18 protein-coding genes and 1 pseudogene are annotated in these 19,552 nt (G+C 62.7%); 13 read left to right on the top strand and 6 right to left on the bottom strand.

The genetic code is table 11. From position 1 onward, the window contains the following. Positions 1-50 precede the first annotated feature (50 nt). Positions 51-521 carry an Lrp/AsnC family transcriptional regulator gene (locus BX592_RS00760; RefSeq protein ID WP_134189730.1) on the top strand — a complete coding sequence of 157 codons (471 nt, stop codon included), beginning with the start codon at positions 51-53 and terminating at the stop codon, positions 519-521. A gap of 29 nt (positions 522-550) precedes the next feature. Here BX592_RS00760 and BX592_RS00755 read toward each other — a convergent pair whose 3' ends face one another. Continuing rightward, positions 551-1,840, bottom strand: a complete 1,290-nt coding sequence (locus BX592_RS00755) for a calcium-binding protein (RefSeq protein ID WP_134189729.1) — start codon at positions 1,838-1,840, stop codon at positions 551-553. A gap of 328 nt (positions 1,841-2,168) precedes the next feature. On the opposite strand from BX592_RS00755, the gene BX592_RS00750 reads away from it, so the two are divergent. The 5 genes from BX592_RS00750 to BX592_RS00730 all read left to right on the top strand — a co-directional run bounded on the left by BX592_RS00750 (position 2,169) and on the right by BX592_RS00730 (position 9,747). After that, positions 2,169-3,590 (top strand): MFS transporter, encoded by a 1,422-nt coding sequence (locus BX592_RS00750; RefSeq protein WP_134189728.1) that lies wholly within the window; start codon positions 2,169-2,171, stop codon positions 3,588-3,590. Positions 3,591-3,675: 85 nt separating this feature from the next. After that, entirely contained in the window at positions 3,676-4,791 is a 1,116-nt protein-coding gene (locus BX592_RS00745) for a succinylglutamate desuccinylase/aspartoacylase family protein (protein WP_134189727.1), read from the top strand. 252 nt (positions 4,792-5,043) lie between these two features. Next, on the top strand, positions 5,044-7,992 hold the full coding sequence (locus BX592_RS00740) for a molybdopterin oxidoreductase family protein (RefSeq protein ID WP_134189726.1): 2,949 nt from the start codon (positions 5,044-5,046) through the stop codon (positions 7,990-7,992). A gap of 10 nt (positions 7,993-8,002) precedes the next feature. Further along, positions 8,003-8,740: a 4Fe-4S dicluster domain-containing protein gene (locus BX592_RS00735; protein WP_134189725.1), complete on the top strand. Its 738-nt coding sequence runs from the start codon at positions 8,003-8,005 to the stop codon at positions 8,738-8,740. 56 nt (positions 8,741-8,796) lie between these two features. Next, complete coding sequence (locus BX592_RS00730; RefSeq protein WP_134189724.1) at positions 8,797-9,747, top strand: dimethyl sulfoxide reductase anchor subunit family protein; 951 nt, start codon at positions 8,797-8,799, stop codon at positions 9,745-9,747. Between the two features lie 114 nt (positions 9,748-9,861). Here the strand turns inward: BX592_RS00730 and BX592_RS00725 are convergent, their stop codons facing one another. Next, a complete protein-coding gene (locus BX592_RS00725) occupies positions 9,862-10,116 on the bottom strand; it encodes a hypothetical protein (protein WP_134189723.1) in 255 nt (84 codons plus the stop codon). Between the two features lie 54 nt (positions 10,117-10,170). Here BX592_RS00725 and BX592_RS00720 point away from each other — a divergent pair, with 54 nt between their 5' ends. From BX592_RS00720 to BX592_RS00690, 7 genes are all read left to right on the top strand, one after another. Next, positions 10,171-11,019, top strand: a complete 849-nt coding sequence (locus tag BX592_RS00720) for an ATP-binding protein (RefSeq protein ID WP_134189722.1) — start codon at positions 10,171-10,173, stop codon at positions 11,017-11,019. A gap of 133 nt (positions 11,020-11,152) precedes the next feature. After that, positions 11,153-11,896, top strand: coding sequence for a succinate dehydrogenase/fumarate reductase iron-sulfur subunit (locus BX592_RS00715; protein WP_377681571.1), 744 nt, complete (start codon positions 11,153-11,155; stop codon positions 11,894-11,896). After that, positions 11,893-12,234 (top strand): succinate dehydrogenase/fumarate reductase transmembrane subunit, encoded by a 342-nt coding sequence (locus tag BX592_RS00710; RefSeq protein ID WP_134189721.1) that lies wholly within the window; start codon positions 11,893-11,895, stop codon positions 12,232-12,234. Before BX592_RS00715 ends, BX592_RS00710 begins: the two co-directional genes overlap by 4 nt. Further along, positions 12,231-12,641, top strand: coding sequence for a succinate dehydrogenase, cytochrome b556 subunit (gene sdhC / locus BX592_RS00705; protein ID WP_134189720.1), 411 nt, complete (start codon positions 12,231-12,233; stop codon positions 12,639-12,641). The genes BX592_RS00710 and sdhC overlap by 4 nt, the downstream gene beginning before the upstream one ends. A 62-nt stretch (positions 12,642-12,703) precedes the next feature. Then, positions 12,704-13,573, top strand: a complete 870-nt coding sequence (locus BX592_RS00700) for a fumarate hydratase (RefSeq protein ID WP_134189719.1) — start codon at positions 12,704-12,706, stop codon at positions 13,571-13,573. A gap of 28 nt (positions 13,574-13,601) precedes the next feature. Continuing rightward, positions 13,602-14,213 (top strand): fumarate hydratase C-terminal domain-containing protein, encoded by a 612-nt coding sequence (locus BX592_RS00695; protein WP_134189718.1) that lies wholly within the window; start codon positions 13,602-13,604, stop codon positions 14,211-14,213. Between the two features lie 72 nt (positions 14,214-14,285). Next, positions 14,286-16,109, top strand: a complete 1,824-nt coding sequence (locus BX592_RS00690) for an L-aspartate oxidase (RefSeq protein ID WP_134189717.1) — start codon at positions 14,286-14,288, stop codon at positions 16,107-16,109. A gap of 11 nt (positions 16,110-16,120) precedes the next feature. Here BX592_RS00690 and BX592_RS34275 read toward each other — a convergent pair. The 4 genes and pseudogenes from BX592_RS34275 to BX592_RS00670 form a co-directional block, all read right to left on the bottom strand. Beyond that, a pseudogene (locus BX592_RS34275) lies at positions 16,121-16,957 on the bottom strand (LysR substrate-binding domain-containing protein); the annotation flags it as partial. 38 nt (positions 16,958-16,995) lie between these two features. Then, entirely contained in the window at positions 16,996-17,745 is a 750-nt protein-coding gene (locus tag BX592_RS00680) for a sulfite exporter TauE/SafE family protein (RefSeq protein WP_134189715.1), read from the bottom strand. Between the two features lie 61 nt (positions 17,746-17,806). Then, positions 17,807-18,679 (bottom strand): ABC transporter permease, encoded by an 873-nt coding sequence (locus tag BX592_RS00675; RefSeq protein WP_134189991.1) that lies wholly within the window; start codon positions 18,677-18,679, stop codon positions 17,807-17,809. A gap of 58 nt (positions 18,680-18,737) precedes the next feature. Next, positions 18,738-19,544 carry an ABC transporter ATP-binding protein gene (locus BX592_RS00670; protein ID WP_134189990.1) on the bottom strand — a complete coding sequence of 269 codons (807 nt, stop codon included), beginning with the start codon at positions 19,542-19,544 and terminating at the stop codon, positions 18,738-18,740. Positions 19,545-19,552: the final 8 nt, after the last annotated feature.

Here is a 19,552-nt window from a genome sequence, read left to right as displayed (position 1 = left end):
GCCGATTTAGCACAGTTCGACTTTTTCCGTACCACAGGACAATTTGCTCAATGAAACTGGACAAGACAGACGTGACGATTTTGCAGGCGCTGCAGCGCGACGCACATGCGAAAGCGTCTGAGCTGGCGGAGTCGCTCGCCCTTTCACCGTCGCCGATGTACCGGCGCATTCGCGTGATGGAAGAGGCGGGCGTGATCAAGCAATACGTGACGCTGCTGGATCAGGAGAAGGCCGGGTTTCCGATCAGCGCGTATGTGTCCGTGTCGCTGGAAAAAAGCGCCGACAGGCTGGCCGCATTCGAACGGGAGATCCTCGCCTGCGAACAGGTGATGGAGTGCTATCTGATGACCGGTGCATACGACTACGTGGTGCGCGTGGTCGCGAGCGACATCCCCGGTATTGAACGGTTCGTGATGACACGCCTCGCGACAATCGATGGCGTGCGCGACGTCAGCACGTCGATTACATTGCGATGCGTGCAATATAAAACCGAGTTGCCGGTGCGTATCGGCGAAGGATAAGACAGTGCGCGGTCTGGCCGGATCGGACGCTAGTCCGGAAAGGTCACTTCGACAAGCACCACATGGTCCGGCACATCGATCGTCATCTGCGCAACATTGCGTTGCGTAACAGTCGGCGCAGTACCCGCTAGCGGGTCATAGACGTTGACCACACGCGCGGTTTTGCCGAACTCCAGCGGCACCTTGACCGCCGGCGAATCGATCGGTTTGCCGGTTTCGCGGTTCCAGAATGGCACTTCGTTCCACATTGCGAGCACAAAGCGGCCGTCCTTCTTCTGCATCAGCATCCGTTGCGCGGAAACAGGCCAGCCCGATAGCGTGAACGACATGCGTCCATTCGCGGATTCGTTCACGGCGACCTTGTCGTTCGCTTTCAGGATCAGGATGAAATTTCGCAGCGCACGCGCCGACGCTTTCGGGCTGTGATCGAAATTGAACAGTCCGAAGTGCATGCCCATATCCCGATGCTGCGGGTCGGGCTTTTCGTCGAGCAGTTCATAGATATACGTGCGTGAGATGCCGGTGTTCACCGCATCGAGCAGACCGTTCAGCGTGCCCTTGGCCTGCGTCGCCTCATCGACGCCGATCACGTACCAGCCGCTTTGCGGCATCGTGAAGTAGCCGAACTCGGTCATCACCATCGGCAGCTTGAACTTGCGCACCTCTGCGAAGGCCCAGTCGATCCATACGCTGCCCCATTGATCGTAGTTCGGCTGCTGGCCGTTCTGCGGGTACGTATGACTGTTCGTGAAGTCGGCCGATCCGGCGCGCGTTTTGACCGGCTTCGGGTCGTAGCCGGTCAGGTCGTACACGGGCACTTGCGAAAGCGATGGTGTGCTGCGCACGCGCTCATAAATTGCCTTCTGTCCGGCGAGGCCCGCGTCCTGGCCCGTGAGCCCAGCGTATTTGACCGGCCAGTTGTTGATCTCGTTGAAGCCCTCGATCGCGACGACGCTGCCTCGCGCCTGCGCTTCGATCTGCCGGAATTTGTCGATCGAACCCACGACGTCGTCGTCGACGATAAACGTGAATTTGAAGCCGCGTCGAGCGAGATACACATAGGACGACAACGGCGTCGAATGCCCCGGCGTGTACTCGCGAATATGCGTGACGCCAAGCCATTGCAACCGGTCGCCGACCTTGCTGACATCGGCATACGCGCCGTCCGTGTAGTTGATATGCGTGTTGACGCCGATCGAATCGAGGATCTTCTCGGTGCTGAGCGCGACGACGCCGGTTGCGGTGACCGTGGAGGAAGACGCGGCAAGCGTGCCGCAACAGAAGGCGATCATGCAAATCGCAAGGGCGACGCGTTTCATTGGACGTTTCCGTTCGCAAAGGAGTGGCCAGCCGGCGGATTGTCGTGCTGATCGACGCTCCGGAAAAACCCTTGCGATTCTGGCATTGCACGTTGCTGCTGCATGCGCGGTAAAACACGTTACGCAGCAACTCGCACCCTTATGCACGCACGCTGCACCAAGGTGCGGCGTCGCCGCACCGGCGTGGTTAGCGGGCCGCATGTGCGGGAAAACCCCAGCGCGCCGATTGTCCTGGAACACCTGAGATTAATTTGGTGATCTGTATCGTGAATCACAGCCCGATGTCCTGTGCGGCACCGGCCGGTTCACGTTCTACGGATGACGATCAATGAGCTACGCGCAACCATTGATGGAAGATACCGCTCCACCGAAGCCTCGCTGTTCGCTGCGGCGTGCGATTGCCGCGTCGGCGATGGGCAATGCCACCGAGTGGTTCGATTACGGTATCTATAGCTACGGTTTGACCTATGTGTCGGCCGCACTTTTTCCTGGCAGTACGGCTCAAGCGACGTTGTTCGCGCTCGCGACGTTCGCCATTTCGTTCCTCGTGCGGCCGTTGGGCGGCCTGTTCTGGGGACCGGTAGGCGATCGCGTCGGGCGCAAGCACGTGCTGTCGCTGACCATCATCCTGATGTCGGTCGCCACGCTGTGCGTCGGCCTGCTGCCGTCATACGAGCGGATCGGCTGGTGGGCGCCGGCACTGCTGATCGTGCTGCGGATGATTCAAGGTTTTTCGACAGGTGGCGAGTACGGCGGCGCGGCAACCTTTATGGCCGAATATTCGCCGGACCACCGGCGCGGACTGTGCGGCAGCTTCCTTGAATTCGGCACGCTCGCGGGTTTCTCGCTAGGTGCGTTCCTGATGCTCGGCTGCTCGCTCGCGCTCGGCAGCGATACGATGCACGCATGGGGCTGGCGGTTGCCGTTCCTCGTGGCCGCGCCGCTCGGGATGATCGGGCTCTATCTGCGGATTCGCCTCGAAGATACGCCGGTGTTCCGCGAGGTCGCGGAAGCAGCGCATCACGAAGAGCGCACCGGTCTGCCGCTCAAGCAGCTGGTCGTGCAATTCTGGAAGCCGATGCTGCTGCTGGGCGGACTCGTGATCGCGCTGAACGTAGTCAACTACGTGCTGCTCGCGTACATGCCGACGTTCATGAAGACGCAACTGCATATGAGCGACAACATGTCGTTGCTCGTGCCGCTGATCGGCATGCTGTCGATGATGGTGCTGCTGCCGTTTTCGGGCGCACTGTCGGATCGCATCGGCCGCAAAAACGTATGGTGGATCTCGCTGGTTGGCCTGTTCGTATTCGCGGTGCCGATGTTTACGTTGATGTCGCATGGCACGACCGGTGCGCTGATCGGCTTCGCGGTGCTCGGCCTGTTGTACGTACCGCAACTGGCGAGCATTTCAGCGATGTTTCCCGCGATGTTCCCGACGCAGGCTCGCTATGCAGGGATGGCGATTGCATACAACGTATCGACGTCACTGTTCGGCGGCACCGCACCGATGGCCAGCGACTGGCTGATCGCGCACACCGGCATCACACTGATTCCCGCGTACTACATGATGGCCGCATGCGTGGTCGGGATGGTCGCACTGTTGTTCGTCAAGGAAACTGCCGGCTGCTCGCTGCGCGGCCGCGAGATTCCCGGCACCGTCGCGGCAAACCAGTCCGCTGGAGCTGCGGCGATCCGGCGGCGCGACGACGACGCAGGCGGCGCGTATCCGACGAAGGCAAACGCGTAACGGTGAGGCTTTTCGGGAAGCATCGTGACTTAATAGCGGAACCGCCGTAGCATGACGCCGACCTTTATCTGATCGGCAGCGCTACATGAACCAGCAATCGATTCCGCTTGTATCGTCTGCGATCGGCACGCGCCGTGAATTGACGGTGTTTCGTTTCGGACCGGCGCACAGCGACCAGAAAGTCTTCATTCAGGCGTCGTTGCATGCGGATGAAACGCCGGCGATGCTGACCGCGGTGTTACTGAAGCGCCGCCTGCTCGAACTGGAAGCGCAACACGCGCTCGCTGCGCAAGTCGTGCTCGTGCCGGTGGCCAATCCGATAGGACTCTCGCAATACGTGCTGGGTCAGTTCGTCGGCCGTTTCGAACTCGATAGCGGCAAGAACTTCAATCGCCATTTTTTGCCGTTCGATCGCGTGATCGATCGTGCGAAAGATGCGCTCGGCGCCGATCCGCTCGAAAACCGCCGCCTTGTCCGCCAATTGATGCGCGACGAGCTCGAATTCCGCACCCCGCGGAACGAGTTCGAATCGTTGCAGCATGAGTTGCTCAAACTGTCATACGATGCGGACCTCGTGATCGACCTGCATTGCTCGCAGGAGGCCGCGATGCATATCTATACGAACGAAACCGGCTGGCCTGAATTCGAGCCGCTTGCGCGCTATCTCGGCTCGCGCGCGTCGATGCTCGCGAACGATTCCGGCGGCCAGTCATTCGATGAAGCGCACAGTCTCTTCTGGCATCAATTGCAGCAGTCGTTGCCAGCCAGTAAGCCGGTCAGTATCGGCACCTTCGCGGTGACGGTCGAATGTCGCGGCCAGCGCGATGTGTCGTATGAAGTCGCGCAGCAGGACGCCGATGCACTAATCGACTACCTGATCTGGCGCCGCGCATTGCACGGCGATCCGAAGCCGTTGCCCGATTTGCCGATGCCCGCGACGCCGCTTGCGGGCAGCGAGCAACTGGTCGCCCCGGTAAGCGGAATTCTTGTGCATCGTGCCGAAGTTGGCGCGACGGTGCGCGCGGGCGATGCACTGTTCGATATCGTCGATCCGCTGACCGATGCGACCACAACGATCGTCAGCCGTAACGATGGCGTGCTGTATATGCGGCGCGCAATCCGTTTCGTAACGGCCGGCGCGGCGCTTGGCCGCGTGACGGGCACACAGCCGACACGCACGGGCTATTTGCTCAGCGCGTGACACGCGCTGCGAAACCATTCAAATTCCTTTCCATGCTTCGCGTCCGATCCTCGAAAAGGTGAGGATTTTCGGGGGTGATTCGCCCGTATCGGCTTGTCGGGTGGGCGTTTCAGGGCTTCGCTGAAAACTATCAGTCGCGTCGATACAATCGATTCGAAATAACGATTTTTCATTTGCTTATAACGCCTCTACGATGAAATTCAGACTCTCGTCTGGTATTTCGGATGGACATTGCGAGGTAATGAGGCAAGCATGGAACATCGCGCGCGTACGCAAAACGAGCAACTCGAAGTCAAGACCACGACCTGCTACATGTGCGCGTGCCGGTGCGGCATCCGCGTGCATCTGCGTGACGGCGAGGTTCGCTATATCGACGGCAACCCCGAGCATCCGCTGAATCAGGGTGTGATCTGCGCAAAGGGCTCGTCGGGCATCATGAAGCAGTATTCGCCGGCGCGCCTGACCCAGCCGCTGATGCGCAAGGCGAATGCGGAGCGCGGCACCGCGCAGTTCGAGCCGGTGTCGTGGGACGTCGCGTTGGCGACCCTCGAAAAGCGTCTTGCGCACTTGCGCGCGACCGATCCGAAGCAGTTCGCGCTATTCACCGGGCGCGACCAGATGCAAGCGCTGACCGGCCTCTTCGCAAAGCAGTACGGCACGCCGAACTACGCGGCGCACGGCGGCTTCTGCTCGGCCAACATGGCGGCCGGCATGATCTACACGATCGGCGGTTCGTTCTGGGAATTCGGCGGCCCCGACCTCGACCGCGCGAAGCTGTTCCTGATGATCGGCACCGCCGAAGATCACCATTCGAATCCGCTGAAGATCGCGATTTCGAAGTTCAAGCGCGCGGGCGGCCGTTTCATCGCGATCAATCCGGTGCGTACCGGCTATGCGGCGATTGCCGATGAGTGGGTGCCGATCCGCCCCGGCACCGATGGCGCACTCTTCATGGCGCTGATTCACGAACTGCTCGCGACCGACAGCTTCGATCGCGAGTTCGTCGCGCGCTATACGAACGCGGCCGAACTGCTGAACATGAATGAGCAAAGCGACGAATTCGGCCTGTTCGTGCACGACGGCGATGCACGCGAAAGCAATCCTCTGTTTCCGCAGAACCATCTGTGGTGGGATAACGCAAACCAGCGCGCGGTGCTGCACCACACGCCCGGCGCGACGCCCGCGCTCGATGGCCGCTATACGCTCGAAGATGGCACGCCGGTCACACCGTCGTTCGCGCTGCTGCGCGAACGCGCCGCGGAGTGCACGCCCGAGTGGGCGGCGCAAATTACTGGCATTTCCGCCGACACGATCCGGCGTCTTGCACGCGAGATGGCCGATACCGCGCGCGATCACAAGATCACGCTGCCGATTCGCTGGACCGACGCGTGGGGCGAAACGCACGACACCATGACCGGCAACCCGATCGCATTTCACGCCATGCGCGGTCTCGCTGCACATTCAAACGGGTTTCAGTCGATCCGCGCGCTGGCGGTGCTGATGTCGCTGCTCGGCACGATCGACCGGCCCGGCGGCTTTCGCCACAAGTCGCCGTTCCCGCGCGCGGTGCCGCCGTCCGCCAAACCGCCGAATACCCCGGACGCGGTCAAGCCGAACACGCCGCTCGCGACCGGACCGCTCGGCTGGCCGGCCGCGCCGGAAGACCTGTTCATCGACGAGAACGGCGCGCCGGTGCGTATCGACAAGGCGTTTTCGTGGGAGTACCCACTCGCGGTGCACGGCCTGATGCATAGCGTGATCACGAACGCGTGGCGCGGCGACCCGTACCCGATCGATACGCTGATGATCTTCATGGCCAACATGGCATGGAACTCGTCGATGAACACCGTCGAAGTGCGCAAGATGCTCGCCGACAAGCACGACAACGGCGAGTACAAGATTCCGTTTATCGTCGTGTGCGATGCATTCCAGTCGGAGATGACCGCGTTTGCGGATCTGATCCTGCCGGACACGACGTATCTCGAGCGCCACGATGCGATGTCGATGCTCGACCGGCCGATCTCCGAATTCGACGGACCGGTCGACTCGGTGCGCGTGCCCGTGGTACCGCCGACCGGCGAGTGCCGGCCGTTCCAGGAAGTGCTGATCGAACTCGGCAGCCGGCTCAAGTTGCCGGCGTTCACGAAGCCGGACGGCACGCGCAAGTATCGCGACTATCCGGAGTTCATCATCGGTCATGAAACGGCGCCCGGCTCGGGCGTCGGCTTCCTGATCGGCTGGCGAGGCGAGGATGGCACCGATGCGCTGGTCGGCAAGCCGAACCCGCGGCAATGGGACGAATACGCAAAACACAACTGCGTGTTCCACTACACGTTGCCCGAGACGCTGCAGTACATGCGCGGCCAGAACGGTCCGTATCTGCAATTCGCAGTCGAAAAGGGCTTTCGCAAGTTTCCGGAGCCGATTGTGATCGCGCTCTACTCGGATGTGATGCAGAAGTTCCGGCTTGCCGCGCAGGGCAAAACGAAAGGACGTCAACCGCCCGCGCATCTGCGCGCACGCGTCGAGCGCTACTTCGACCCGCTGCCGTTCTGGTACGAACCGCTCGAACGAGACACGACGGATCTCGCGCGCTATCCACTCGCGGCGGTTACGCAACGGCCGATGGCGATGTATCACTCGTGGGACTCGCAGAACGCGTGGCTGCGGCAGATTCACGGCGAAAACTATCTGTTCATGAATCCGCGCATGGCGAGCGAGCAGGGCATCGAGGACGGCGGCTGGATCTATGTCGAATCGCAATGGGGCAAGGTGCGCTGTATGGCGCGCTATAGCGAAGCGGTCGAGCCGGGCACGGTATGGACGTGGAATGCGATCGGTAAGGCGGCGGGCGCGTGGAATCTGGGCCTGGACGCGAACGAATCGCAGCGTGGCTTCCTGCTGAATCACCTGATCACCGACGAACTGCCGGACGCCAGTCGCGCGGCGGGCGCGCAGGGGCCCGCGCGTATCTCGAACTCCGATCCGATCACTGGCCAGGCCGCGTGGTACGACGTGCGCGTGCGCGTCTATCCGGCTGAGGCGGACGCGGATCACACACTGCCGCAGTTCGCGCCGATGCCACCGTTGCCCGGTTCGGTCGGCACATTGAAGCGCATCGTGCAGACCTATTTCGCGGGACGTGGCGAGTTCGCGGCACGTTTGCGCCGCTCGGCCAAGCCTTCGAAAGATATTGGATGAGGAACCCCCGATGACCCAGATGGCGCTCGTAATCGATCTGAACGTCTGCGTGGGATGCCACGCATGCGTGACGAGCTGCAAGGAATGGAACACGTCCGGCGAGGCGGGCAGCCTGTCGGATGCGCGACCGTATGACGCCGATCCGTCCGGCACATTCTTCAACCGTGTGCAGACGTTCGAGGCCGGCGAGTTTCCGCTCGCCGATACGATCCACTTTCCGAAGTCGTGCCTGCACTGCGAGGACCCGCCGTGCGTGCCCGTCTGTCCGACCGGGGCAAGCTACAAGCGCAAGGAAGACGGCCTCGTGCTGGTCGATTTCGACCGGTGCATCGGCTGCAAGTACTGCGCATGGGCGTGCCCATACGGCGCACGCGAGCTCGACGAAGACCGCAAGGAAATGACCAAATGCACACTGTGCGCGGACCGTATTCACAACGAGAACCTGTCTGAACGCGACCGCAAGCCGGCCTGCGTGCTTGCTTGCCCGACATCGGCGCGGCTCTTTGGCGATATTCACGATCCTGAGTCGGTGGTGTCGAAGGCGATCCGCGAACGCGGCGGGTATCAGCTGATGCCGGAGTGGGGCACGCGTCCGGCGAATCACTATCTGCCGCGGCAGAAGACGACTGCGTGCGGCAGCGGGTCGTGCTCGTGCGGCTCGGGTGACGCAAGCGTAGCCGACGGGACGCCTGCGGGGGCGCTCGAACAGGGGCTTGTCGATCTCGCGTCGATGGCGACGCGCGTGTAGTGGCTGAATGAGCGCGTGATGCAACACGCTAACAAAAGGATTGGGGGACCTGTACGATGAATCCAGCATTTTCAGTTGTATTTCTGACCACGTTGTGCGGCGCGGGCCAGGGCTTGATGATCGCGCTCTTTGGCGTCGAGCTTGCCGCCCACCTTGGGTTGATCGCGATGCCTGCGCAGCTGTTCTTTATCGTCGGCGCGGCGTTGTCGGTCGTGCTCGGCGTGCTTGGCCTGTTCGCATCGTTTTTCCACCTCGGGCATCCGGAGCGCGCGTGGCGCGCGATTGCGATGTGGCGCACATCATGGTTGTCGCGCGAATGTCTGGCGTTGCCAGTGTTTCTGGCCTGTGCGTTCGCGTATGGGCTCGCGCATGCGTTCGACGCGCCGTATTCGCTCGCGCTCGGCGCGCTGGGTGTGCTCGCAAGCGGCGTGCTATTCGTCTGCACGTCGATGATCTACGCGTGTTTGCGTTTCCTGCAGGAATGGGCGACGCCGCTGACGATGGTGAATTTTGTGCTGCTCGGTTGCGCGTCGGGCTTCACGCTGGCGAGTGCCAGCGCCGCGTGGTCCGCGCCGGCGCTGGTGCCGGGGCTGGCGGTGAGCGCCTGCGTATTGACGCTTGCGGGTGGGCTGGCGCGTATCGCGTCGCTCAGACGCAATGCGCGCCTGCGGCCGAAATCGACGGTGCAAAGCGCGACAGGCATTCGGGCGGCGAAGGTCGTGCAGAAATCGCGGGGCTTCACGGCGGGCGCGTTCAATCTGCGTGAGTTCTTCCATGGCAAGACGCCGCAAACGCTTCAGCGAATCAAATGGACTTTTCTGATCACCGCGTTCCCGGTGCCGTTCGTGCTGATCGCGCTGGGCGCCAGTGTGGGGCCCATTGCGCTGTCGGCCGTGCTGTTATGCGCGGCGTGTGCGATTCAGTATGCGGGGCTGGTTGCGGAGCGGTGGTTCTTCTTTGCCGAGGCACGTCACCCGCAGAATCTCTACTATCGGCAGGTGGCCTGAGCGGGCCACAGGCGACGCCGGTACGCCCGGAAGGACAGGGCATCCCGGCCCGACGCACCGGCAGGCGCCAGCTGCACTACACGAAATTATCGCTGGTCTGTATAATTACACAAGTCACTGATAATTTCGTGTAATCCCGTGAAACTGACTGAGCTGTGGCACTTCCCGCGCCCGGAACTCGCGCAGGCTTACCTGAGCGCGCTCAACTCGGGCATCCTGACATCGCTGACCATCTTTGCGCCGCGCCGCACCGGGAAAACGGTGTTTTTGCGTCAGGACCTGGCGCCAGCCGCTCAGCAGATGGGCTATCTGGTTGTCTATGCCGATCTTTGGCAAACACGACAAGCGCCGGGCGCCGCGCTGGTTCATGCACTACAGTCGCCGCAGGAGCCCGATACGCTTGCAACGAAGCTGAAAGCCCGGTTGATGCCGTCGGTCAAATCGTTAAAGGGCAAGGCGGAAATTGCCGGTACGTCGATCGAAGGCGCGATCGAGCTGAGCGACGACAAGAAGCTCGCGGCAGCCAACACGGCACTACAGCTCGACGAAATGCTCGGTCGACTCGCCCGGCGCAAGCCAGTGCTGCTGCTGGTGGACGAAGCTCAGTCTTTGGGGCGAAGCGAGGAAGGCGAAGACGTGGCGCGTGCGCTGCGCACGGCGCTAACGAAGCACAAGGACAAGCTCCGCGTTGTCTTCACCGGGTCCTCGCGCACGCAGCTCGGGCATGTGTTCACGGACACGCGCGCGCCGCTCTATTCCGCGGCTAACCCTTTACAGGACTTCCCGCTACTGGACGATGCGTTCGTGCAATTCGTTGCAGCCCGGTTTGCCGCGGCAACCTCGCGCAAACTCAATCTGCAAAAAGCCAAGGCCGCGTTTGCGCGCTTTCACTGCCGCCCGGAACCGCTGCTCGAAGTGGCGATCACGTTGATGATGCAGCCACGCATGTCCTTTGACGCTGCGGTGGCGCTTCAACTCGACAAGCTGGCCGGCGCAGAGGGCCACGAAACCACCTGGGATTCGTTAAGCGCGCTAGAACGCCTGCTGGTGCGGGAGATTGCGGGCAATCCGGCCTTCAGGCCGTTCTCGCGCGACAAGCTCAATGCGCTCAAGGAAAAACTGGGCGTCGGCGCACTAGGCGCGACTCAGGTCCAACGCGCGCTAGCGCGGCTCGCCGGGAAAAATATCGTCCTCAAGTCGCCCCGAGAGGCATACGAGTTCGAAAACGAGAATTTCGGCATCTGGGTACGCAATATGGCTGAGGCACCGTGATCGGATCACCTCTCCATTTGTGACGTCTCGCGTCGCCCCGAGCGAAACAATTCCTTATGCTCGCCGCAAAAATCTTTGGCTTTCAGTCATGGCGCACGCATCTTAGACTGGCTTCGCTATCACGCGAACCCGAATGGTCAGAATGCGAAGCGCGAGCCCCACACAACTCAAGGTGAACGTCTGGCGCGGTGCGGACGAAGGCGAGTTTCAGCGCTTTGACGTGCCCCGCATGGAGAGCCAGACGGTTCTCGACGTTGTCATTCATATTCAGCGACATCTCGACGCGACGCTGTCGTATCGATTCGCGTGTCGCGTCGGCATGTGCGGCTCATGCGCGATGACGGTCAATGGCCGCGCGCGCTGGACTTGCCGCACGCACGTGACCAAAGTGCTGCGCCACGCGGACGACGTGCTCGAGATCGCGCCGCTCAATCACTTGCCGGTGGTCAAGGATCTCGCCGTCGATATGACCGGCTTCTTCGACAAATGGCGCGACGCGAAGGGCTATTTCGCCGGCGCGCGCACGCGCGCCGAGCCGGTAACGCCTGTCGACCCGGCCTCCGCCGCACGCAGGGCCGCCGACGCAGGCATTGAATGCATCGGCTGCGGCGTGTGTTACGCGAGCTGCGATGTCGTCGCGTGGAATCCTGACTATCTCGGGCCGGCAGCGCTCAATCGCGCGTGGACGCTCGTCAACGACGTCCGCGATATCCAGCAGCACGCGCGGATCGCAGCGGTGTCGAACGATGCGGGTTGCCATTCGTGTCATACGCTCGGCTCGTGCACCGAACGCTGCCCGAAATCGCTTGCGCCGACCGCCAGCATCGCGGGCCTGAAGCGCCTGAACGGCAAGGCGCCGCAAGGAGCAGGCGAATGAAAGCGGCAATCAGCGGCTGGCGTGTGCAGCGCATTTCGGCGATGGTGCTCGCACTGTGCGTGAGCGTCCATCTGATCACGATGATCGTCGTCGCGCATGGCGGTCTGTCCGCGGGAGCCATTCTTGCGCGTCTGCATGGCAATGTAGTTTGGGCTCTGTTTTATGCGGTGTTCGTGCTGGCGGCCGCCGCGCATGTGCCGGTCGGCTTGCGGCGCATTGCCGAGGAGTGGCTCGGCTGGCGCGGTGCCAGTGTGTTCGCGGCCAGCGTGCTGATCGGCCTGATGCTCGCATTTGCCGGCTTGCGCGCGGTCTTCGCGCTGACCGGAGGTCCGATATGAGCGACATCGACGCATGGCGCGGCGGCGCGGCCGCAGGTCAACGCAAGACACCGGGACGGCGCGCCGATGCGCGTGCGCGCAATCACCCCGCATGGTGGGCATTCCTCGTGCACCGGTTGTCCGGACTCGCGCTGGCGATTTTCCTGCCGATGCATTTCTGGGCGCTCGGCACCGCATTGCACGGCGCCGCGGCGTTCGATTCGTTTCTCGCAGTGACGCGACAGCCGGCGTTTGTATTTGCCGAATGGGGACTTGTCACGCTGCTGGCCGCGCATCTGATCGGCGGCGTGCGAATTTTGCTGATCGAATACCGGCCATGGAGCGGCCTGCGCAAGGACCTGATTGCGGCCACCGCCGGGGGCGCGCTCGTGATTGGCCTGGCATTCGCACTGTCATTGACGTTGTGAGCCGCTACCCACCAAACGCGCCAGCGCGGATGCAGGTTAATCGGCGCGATGGAGACCACCCGATGGACATGCAGCAAGTCGAAGAAGTCGCGAAGCAGCTTTACATTCGCGCATTGAAGCAATTGCCGCCGGATATCAAGGATGGCATCGCGCGCCTCGAACGCGAGGAAACCGACGATACCGCGCGCCGCGTGCTTGGCATCATGCGCACCAATATCGGCGTTGCGGAAAGCGCGGACAACCTGTTGTGCCAGGACACCGGCCTGCCGATCTACAACGTGACGATCGGCGCGGGGCTCGCGCTCGATGGCGTCGCGCTGAAAGACGCGATCCGGCGCGGCTGCGAGCGCGCGACGCGCGAGCATCCGCTGCGCTCGTCAGTCGTGCATCCGCTCACGAGACAAAACGAGCAGACGTCGTGCGGTCCGCTGATGCCGGCGATCCATATCGACTTCGATTCGACCGCCGATACGCTCGTGATCGAGATGATTCCAAAGGGCAGCGGTTCCGAAAACAACTCGTTTCTGAAGATGGCGACGCCGGCCGACGGGATCGATGCCATCAAGCGTTTCGTGATCGACTGTGTGGTCGACGCGGGCGGCAAGACCTGCCCGCCGACCATCGTTGGAGTCGGCGTCGGCGGCACGTCCGACTTATGCGTATGGCTCGCGAAGCGCGCCGCGACGCGTGCGCTCGGTACGCGCAATAGCGACGCGCACGCGGCAGCGCTCGAAGCGGAACTGTCGGCCGCGGTGAATCAACTCGGCGTCGGACCGCAAGGGCTGGGCGGCGACGCGACCGCATTCGCCGTGCACGTCGAACTGGCCGCGACGCATATCACGATGAATCCGGTCGCGGTGAACATGCAATGCCATTCGGCGCGGCGCGCACGCGCGACGTTGACGCGCGGTGAAGTCGAGTACGGCTTCTGACGATGCCGGCTGCGAGGAGACCTGATCGATGACGCACCACACACTGCAGATGCCGGTTACCGAAGCGCAGATTCGCGCATTGAAGATCGGCGACATGGTGACGCTAACCAGCACGCTGTTCGGCATTCGCGACGCCACGCAGATTCATATGTTCGATCGTGGCCGCAAGACGCGCTTCGATCTGAACGGTCATGCGGTGATCCATACCGCGCCGAACGTGCGCCGCGTGCCGGTATCGGACGCCAATCCGGCGGGTTACGAGCCGATCTGCATCGGCACGACGACGTCGATGCGCATGGAGCGCTTTACCGAACCGTTGATGGCGCAGTACGGCGTTCGCATCGTGATCGGCAAGGGTGGGCTCGCGAAAGGCTCGAGCGATGCGTTCGTGAAGCATGGCGGCGTGTATCTCGCGATTGTCGGCGGGACTGCGGCACTGGAGACGACGTGGATCGAGCAGATCGAAGACGTCGATCTCGACGATCTGAATCCTGAATCGTTGTGGCGCTTCAGGATCGGCGAATTCGGGCCGTTGCTGGTCGCGATGGATAGCCATGGTGGCAGTGTCTATACGACGGTGCAGCAGAACACCTTGGCGAGGCGGGACAAGGTGCTCGCGTCGCTCGGCGTGCGCCCGTAGCCGCCGCGTCCATAGCACGCACCGCATCGAGCCATAGAGCCATAGAGTGGACAGGACCCTGGAGCCACGCAGATGAAGCAGTACGAAACCGACATCCTGATTCTCGGCAGCGGCGGCGCGGGCCTGTTCGCCGCGCTGCATGCGCATACAGCGGCGCCGCAGTTGCGCATCACAATCGCGGTAAAGGGGCTGCTCGGCAAATGCGGCTGCACGCGCATGGTTCAGGGCGGCTATAACGTCGCGCTCGCGCAAGGCGATTCGATCGAACGCCACTTCATGGATACGATCGAAGGCGGCAAGTGGTTATCGAATCAGGACCTCGCGTGGACGCTCGTGACGCGCGCGGTCGAACGCATTCACGAACTGGAAAACGAGCTCGGCTGCTTCTTCGACCGTAACCCGGACGGCACGCTCAAGCAGAAGGCGTTCGCCGGGCAGACGTTCGATCGCACCGTGCACAAGGGCGATCAGACCGGTATCGAGATCATCAACCGGCTGGCTGAACAGGTGTGGGCGCGCGGCATTGCGCGGCTCGAAGAACATCGGGCGGTCGAATTTATCGAAACCGAGTCGGGTGGCGCGCTCGCCGGCGTGCTGATGATCGATATGCGCAGCGGCGAGTTTGTGTTCGTCCGCGCGAAGGCCGTGCTGCTCGCAACCGGCGGCGGCCCGACCATGTACAAGTACCACACGCCAAGCGGCGACAAGAGCTGCGACGGGATGGCGATGGCGTTGCGCGCCGGCCTTACGCTGCGCGATATGGAAATGGTGCAGTTCCATCCAACCGGGCTGCTGGCCGGTACCCACACGCGGATGACGGGCACGGTGCTCGAAGAAGGGCTGCGCGGCGCCGGCGGTTACCTGCTCACCGGCGATGGCGAACGCTTTATGCATCGCTACGACGCGCGCGGCGAACGCGCGACGCGCGATATTGTGTCGCGCAGCATTTTCCGCGAACTGCGCGCGGGAAATGCGACGCCGAACGGCGGCGTCTATCTGCGCATGGATCATCTTGGGCCCGACTCGGTGCGGCAGCGCTTCAAGGGCATGGTCGAGCGCTGCGCGGATTGCGGTTTCGATCTAGCGGGCGGCCAGGTCGAAGTCGTGCCGACCGCACACTACATGATGGGCGGCGTGACGTTCGAGGCGGATTGCTCGACGACGCTGCCGGGCCTGTTCGTCGCGGGTGAAGATGCGGGTGGCGTGCATGGCGCTAACCGGTTGGGCGGCAACGGCGTCGCGAATTCGACGGTGTTCGGCGGCATTGCGGGCGAGACGCTCGCGCAATGGGTGCCGCGCTACGGACGCAGCGAAGAAGCGGATCGCGAGCAAATCGGGCGTGCGATCGAGCGCTGTCGCGCGCCGCTGACGCGCAAGCCAGATGGCGACCTCGAAGCGATCCGCGAAACGCTTTACGACCTGATGTGGAACGATGTCGGGATTCTGCGCGATGCACGGGGGCTGACGCGCGCACGCGATGCCTTGCTGGATATCGAAGCGCGTCTCGCACGCACGGGGGTGGATGGCCGCGACTTGCGTTTCAATCTCTCGTGGCACGACTGGCTGAATCTGCAGAACCTCACGCTCGTGAGCCGCGCGATCACCGAATCAGCGCTGCTGCGCGAGAACTCGCGCGGCGCGCATTTCCGTGAAGACTTCCCTGACGCGGGCGATCTGGAAACATCCGAGTATATGTGCTTGCGCATGCGCGATGGCGAACTGGAAACGAGCCGACGTCGCGTGCAATTCACACGTGTGCAGCCGGGTCAGTCGCTGCTCGACGATGCGCCGGGTTTATCACCCACACCCGCACCGGCCCCCGCCCCCGCGCCCGCATCGACATCGGTCCCGCGCGAACCGCTCGCAGCGGGTTCATCGGCGCCGCCGGTGAAATGACGCTTCACCGCATCGGTAAACGCTTCCCGCGCGTGCTCGCGGCGTTCGAGCAAGCCGACGCGGCGCGGTGCGATGCGTTCGGGCAGTGCCGTCACGCGCAGGCCCGATTCGACGTTCCAGTTTGCATTCGCAAGGCGCGGCACGATCGATACGCCAAAGCCGCGCTTCACCATCTCGCAGATCGCTTCGAGCGAGTTCAACTCCATGATGTCGTGCACCGACTCGCCAAGACCCTGTAGCGCTTCTTCGATCAGGATGCCCGTCCACGTTTGCCGGTCGAAACGGATATACGGTTCCTGCAATAGCGCGGCGACGTCGGTGCGCGGGTCTTCGGTCGACGAAATCAGCACCATCGGCTCACTGTAGAGCGCGGTCCATTTGAGCGTCGCCGGGAAACCGGTCGGCGATAGCGTGACAATTGCCGCATCGAGTTCGCCGCTGTCGACGCGTGTTGCGAAGTCGCTCGATAGCCCGGTGAAAAGCTTGATTTCGAGCCGTGGATAGCGGCGCTTCAGGTTCAGCATCGCGTCCGCGAATGCGCCCATCAACGACGATACAAGCGCGCCGACGCGCACCACGCCGGCCACTTCATCGCGCTCGCCGACAGCGAGTATCTTCCGATAGTTCGCGACCAGCGTCTCGGCGAGCGGCAGGATCGTGCGCCCTTGCTCGCTCAAATACACGGCGCGCGCCGTGCGTTCGAACAGCACGATGTCGAGATCGCGCTCGAGCGAGCGCATCTGCTGGCTGACCGCGGCTTGCGTGAGGCACACTTCGTCGGCGGCCGCGGCGAACGAGCCGTGCCGTGCGACCGACAGAAACGTGACGAAATAGCGAATTGCACTCATAGTCACGGCTCCTCCGCGAATGGACGGCGACGCACCCGCTAGCGCAGGGCGTGGGCGATCGACGTACCGAGCAGTGCCGCGCCTGACGCGAACAGCAGCGCGAGCAGCACGCGCTTGAACGCGGTGTCGGAGATGCGGACGTACAAACGCGAGCCGAGCCACGCGAAGATCAGCGTCGACGGCACCATCCACGCGAATAATGTCAGTGTCTGCCGGTCGATCAGGCCGGTGAGCGCGTAGGTGACAAGCGTCAGCGACTGCATCGCGATAAAGAAGCTCTGGCAGATCGCGCGCTGCAAATCCTTGTGGTGACCGCGCAGCATGCACCAGACGGTCGGCGCCGGCCCGACGAGGCCTGCGATTCCACCCAGCACGCCGCCGATCACGCCTACGCCGCCATCGGCCCATGCGCCGCCGGCGGTAATTGTCGGCAGGTTCTTCGCCGCCAGCATCAAACCGCAATAGACAATCAGCAATATGCCGACGCCGATCCGGAACGCGGTCGGGTCGATGATCGGCAGCAGGGCTGCGCCGATTGGCACGCCGATAAAGCCACCGGCAATAAACGGCCCGATCAGTTTCGGGCGGATCTGACCGCGCACCGTACCCACCGTCAGCACCTGGCCGGTCAGCGAACCGACCACGAGCATCGGGCCGATTGCCTGCGGCGGCAGCGTCCACGCCCAGAACACCATCGCCACGAGGCCGAACGCGAATCCGGCAAGACCCGATACGAAGCCCGCGATCGCGCTGCCGCCGATCACCAGCAGCGCGAGTTGCGTGCTCAACGTTTGCGCTCCGCAGCCCTGACCCGCGTGGCGATCGCAATCGCGAGCAATGAAGCGCCGCTCACGACTGCATCCCCCAGCGCTGCACCGTATGCCGCTCGAGCGTGCGGAAGATCAGGTTCTCGACAGCGAGGCCGATCAGAATGACCGTGAACAGCCCGGCGAATACATTCGCGATATCCAGCAGATTCTTGTTCTCATAGATGAACCAGCCGAGACCGCCCGAGCCCGAGCTCACGCCGAACACGAGCTCCGCCGCGATCAACGTACGCCACGCGAAAGCCCAGCCGATCTTCAGGCCGGTGAGAATGCTCGGAAATGCGGCGGGCACGAGAATCTTCGTCACGTAGCGGCCGCCGCGCAGGCCATAGTTGCGCCCGACCATCTTCAGCGTGTTGCTGACTGACAGAAAGCCCGAATGCGTATTCAACGCGACCGACCATGTGACCGAATGCACGAGCACGAAAATCAGGCTGCCATTGCCGAGGCCGAACCAGATCAGCGCAAGCGGCAGCAGCGCGATCGCAGGCAACGGGTTCAGCATCGACGTCATCGTTTCGAGAAAATCGGTGCCGATGCGCGACGTGATCGCCGCGGCCGTCAGCACGGCGGCAAGCGCGATGCCACATGCGTAGCCCATCAGCAACACGTGAATCGATGCCCACGCCTTGCCGGGCAACTCGCCACTGGCAATGCTTGTGACGAACGCTTCGACCGTCGCGCTAAAGGTGGGAAACAGCAGCGCGTTGTTCAGGATGCGGCCGTAAACTTCCCAGACGATCGCGAGAAACGCGAGGATGACGAGCTTGCGAATCCACCCCTGGTTATAGAGCCGTTCGAACGTCGACAGCGGTTTTTCGACGACGCTGAACTGATGCGTATCGCTCGTCTCGCGGACGATTTCTTCGCGCGGCGCGGTGGCGACACCGGCCATCGATTCGCGATTCGGGTAGGCGGTTGCGGTGCCCTGTGCCGTATCCTGCGCCGTACCGTTAGACATTCTCGGCCTCCTCGATCTCGTCTTCGAATAGCATGTGCTGGATGCGCTTTTCGAGCGCTACCGCGGCTTCACCGGATACGGCCGTGTTCAGTTCGGCCTTCACCTGGCCCGGATGCGGTGACAGCAGCAGAATGCGGCTGCCCACCTTGATCGCTTCGGGAATCGAGTGCGTGACGAACAGCACGGTGAAGCGCGTTTCCTGCCACAGCGCGAGCAGTTCGTCCTGCATCTTGCGGCGCGTGAGCGCATCGAGTGCCGCGAACGGTTCGTCCATCAGCAGGATGTCCGGCTCCATCGCCATGCCGCGTGCAATCGCGACGCGCTGCTTCATGCCGCCCGACAGCGTATGCGGGTAGCTATCGGCAAATTTCGTCAGGTTGACCTTGTCGATGTAGTGCATCGCGCGCTGCTCGGCTTCACGCGCGCCAAGACGGCGCGACGACAGCAGCGGGAACATCACGTTCTGCCGAACGGTTTTCCACGGCAGCAACTGGTCGAACTCCTGGAACACCATCATCCGGTCCGGGCCCGGTTTCGTAATGGTTTTTCCCTTCAGCGAGATCGAGCCCTCGGTCGGCGGCAGATAACCGCCAACGCTTTTAAGCAACGTCGACTTGCCGCAGCCCGACGGCCCGAGCAGCACGAAACGCTCGCCCTGGAACACCTGGAAGTCGACCCGATAGGTCGCCATCACCAGATGCTTGCGCGTTTTGTATTGCAGCGTGACGCCCTTCACGTCGAGCAACGGTGCATTGTCCGGCGTGTGTCCGGACGATGCGGCGCCGCTTGCATTACGCATCGAATACA

The organism is Paraburkholderia rhizosphaerae (assembly GCF_004366595.1).
Taxonomy (GTDB): Bacteria; Pseudomonadota; Gammaproteobacteria; order Burkholderiales; family Burkholderiaceae; genus Paraburkholderia; species Paraburkholderia rhizosphaerae.
Note: the sequence above shows the minus strand (reverse complement) of the source record. Positions and strands in the feature narration are given on the sequence as shown.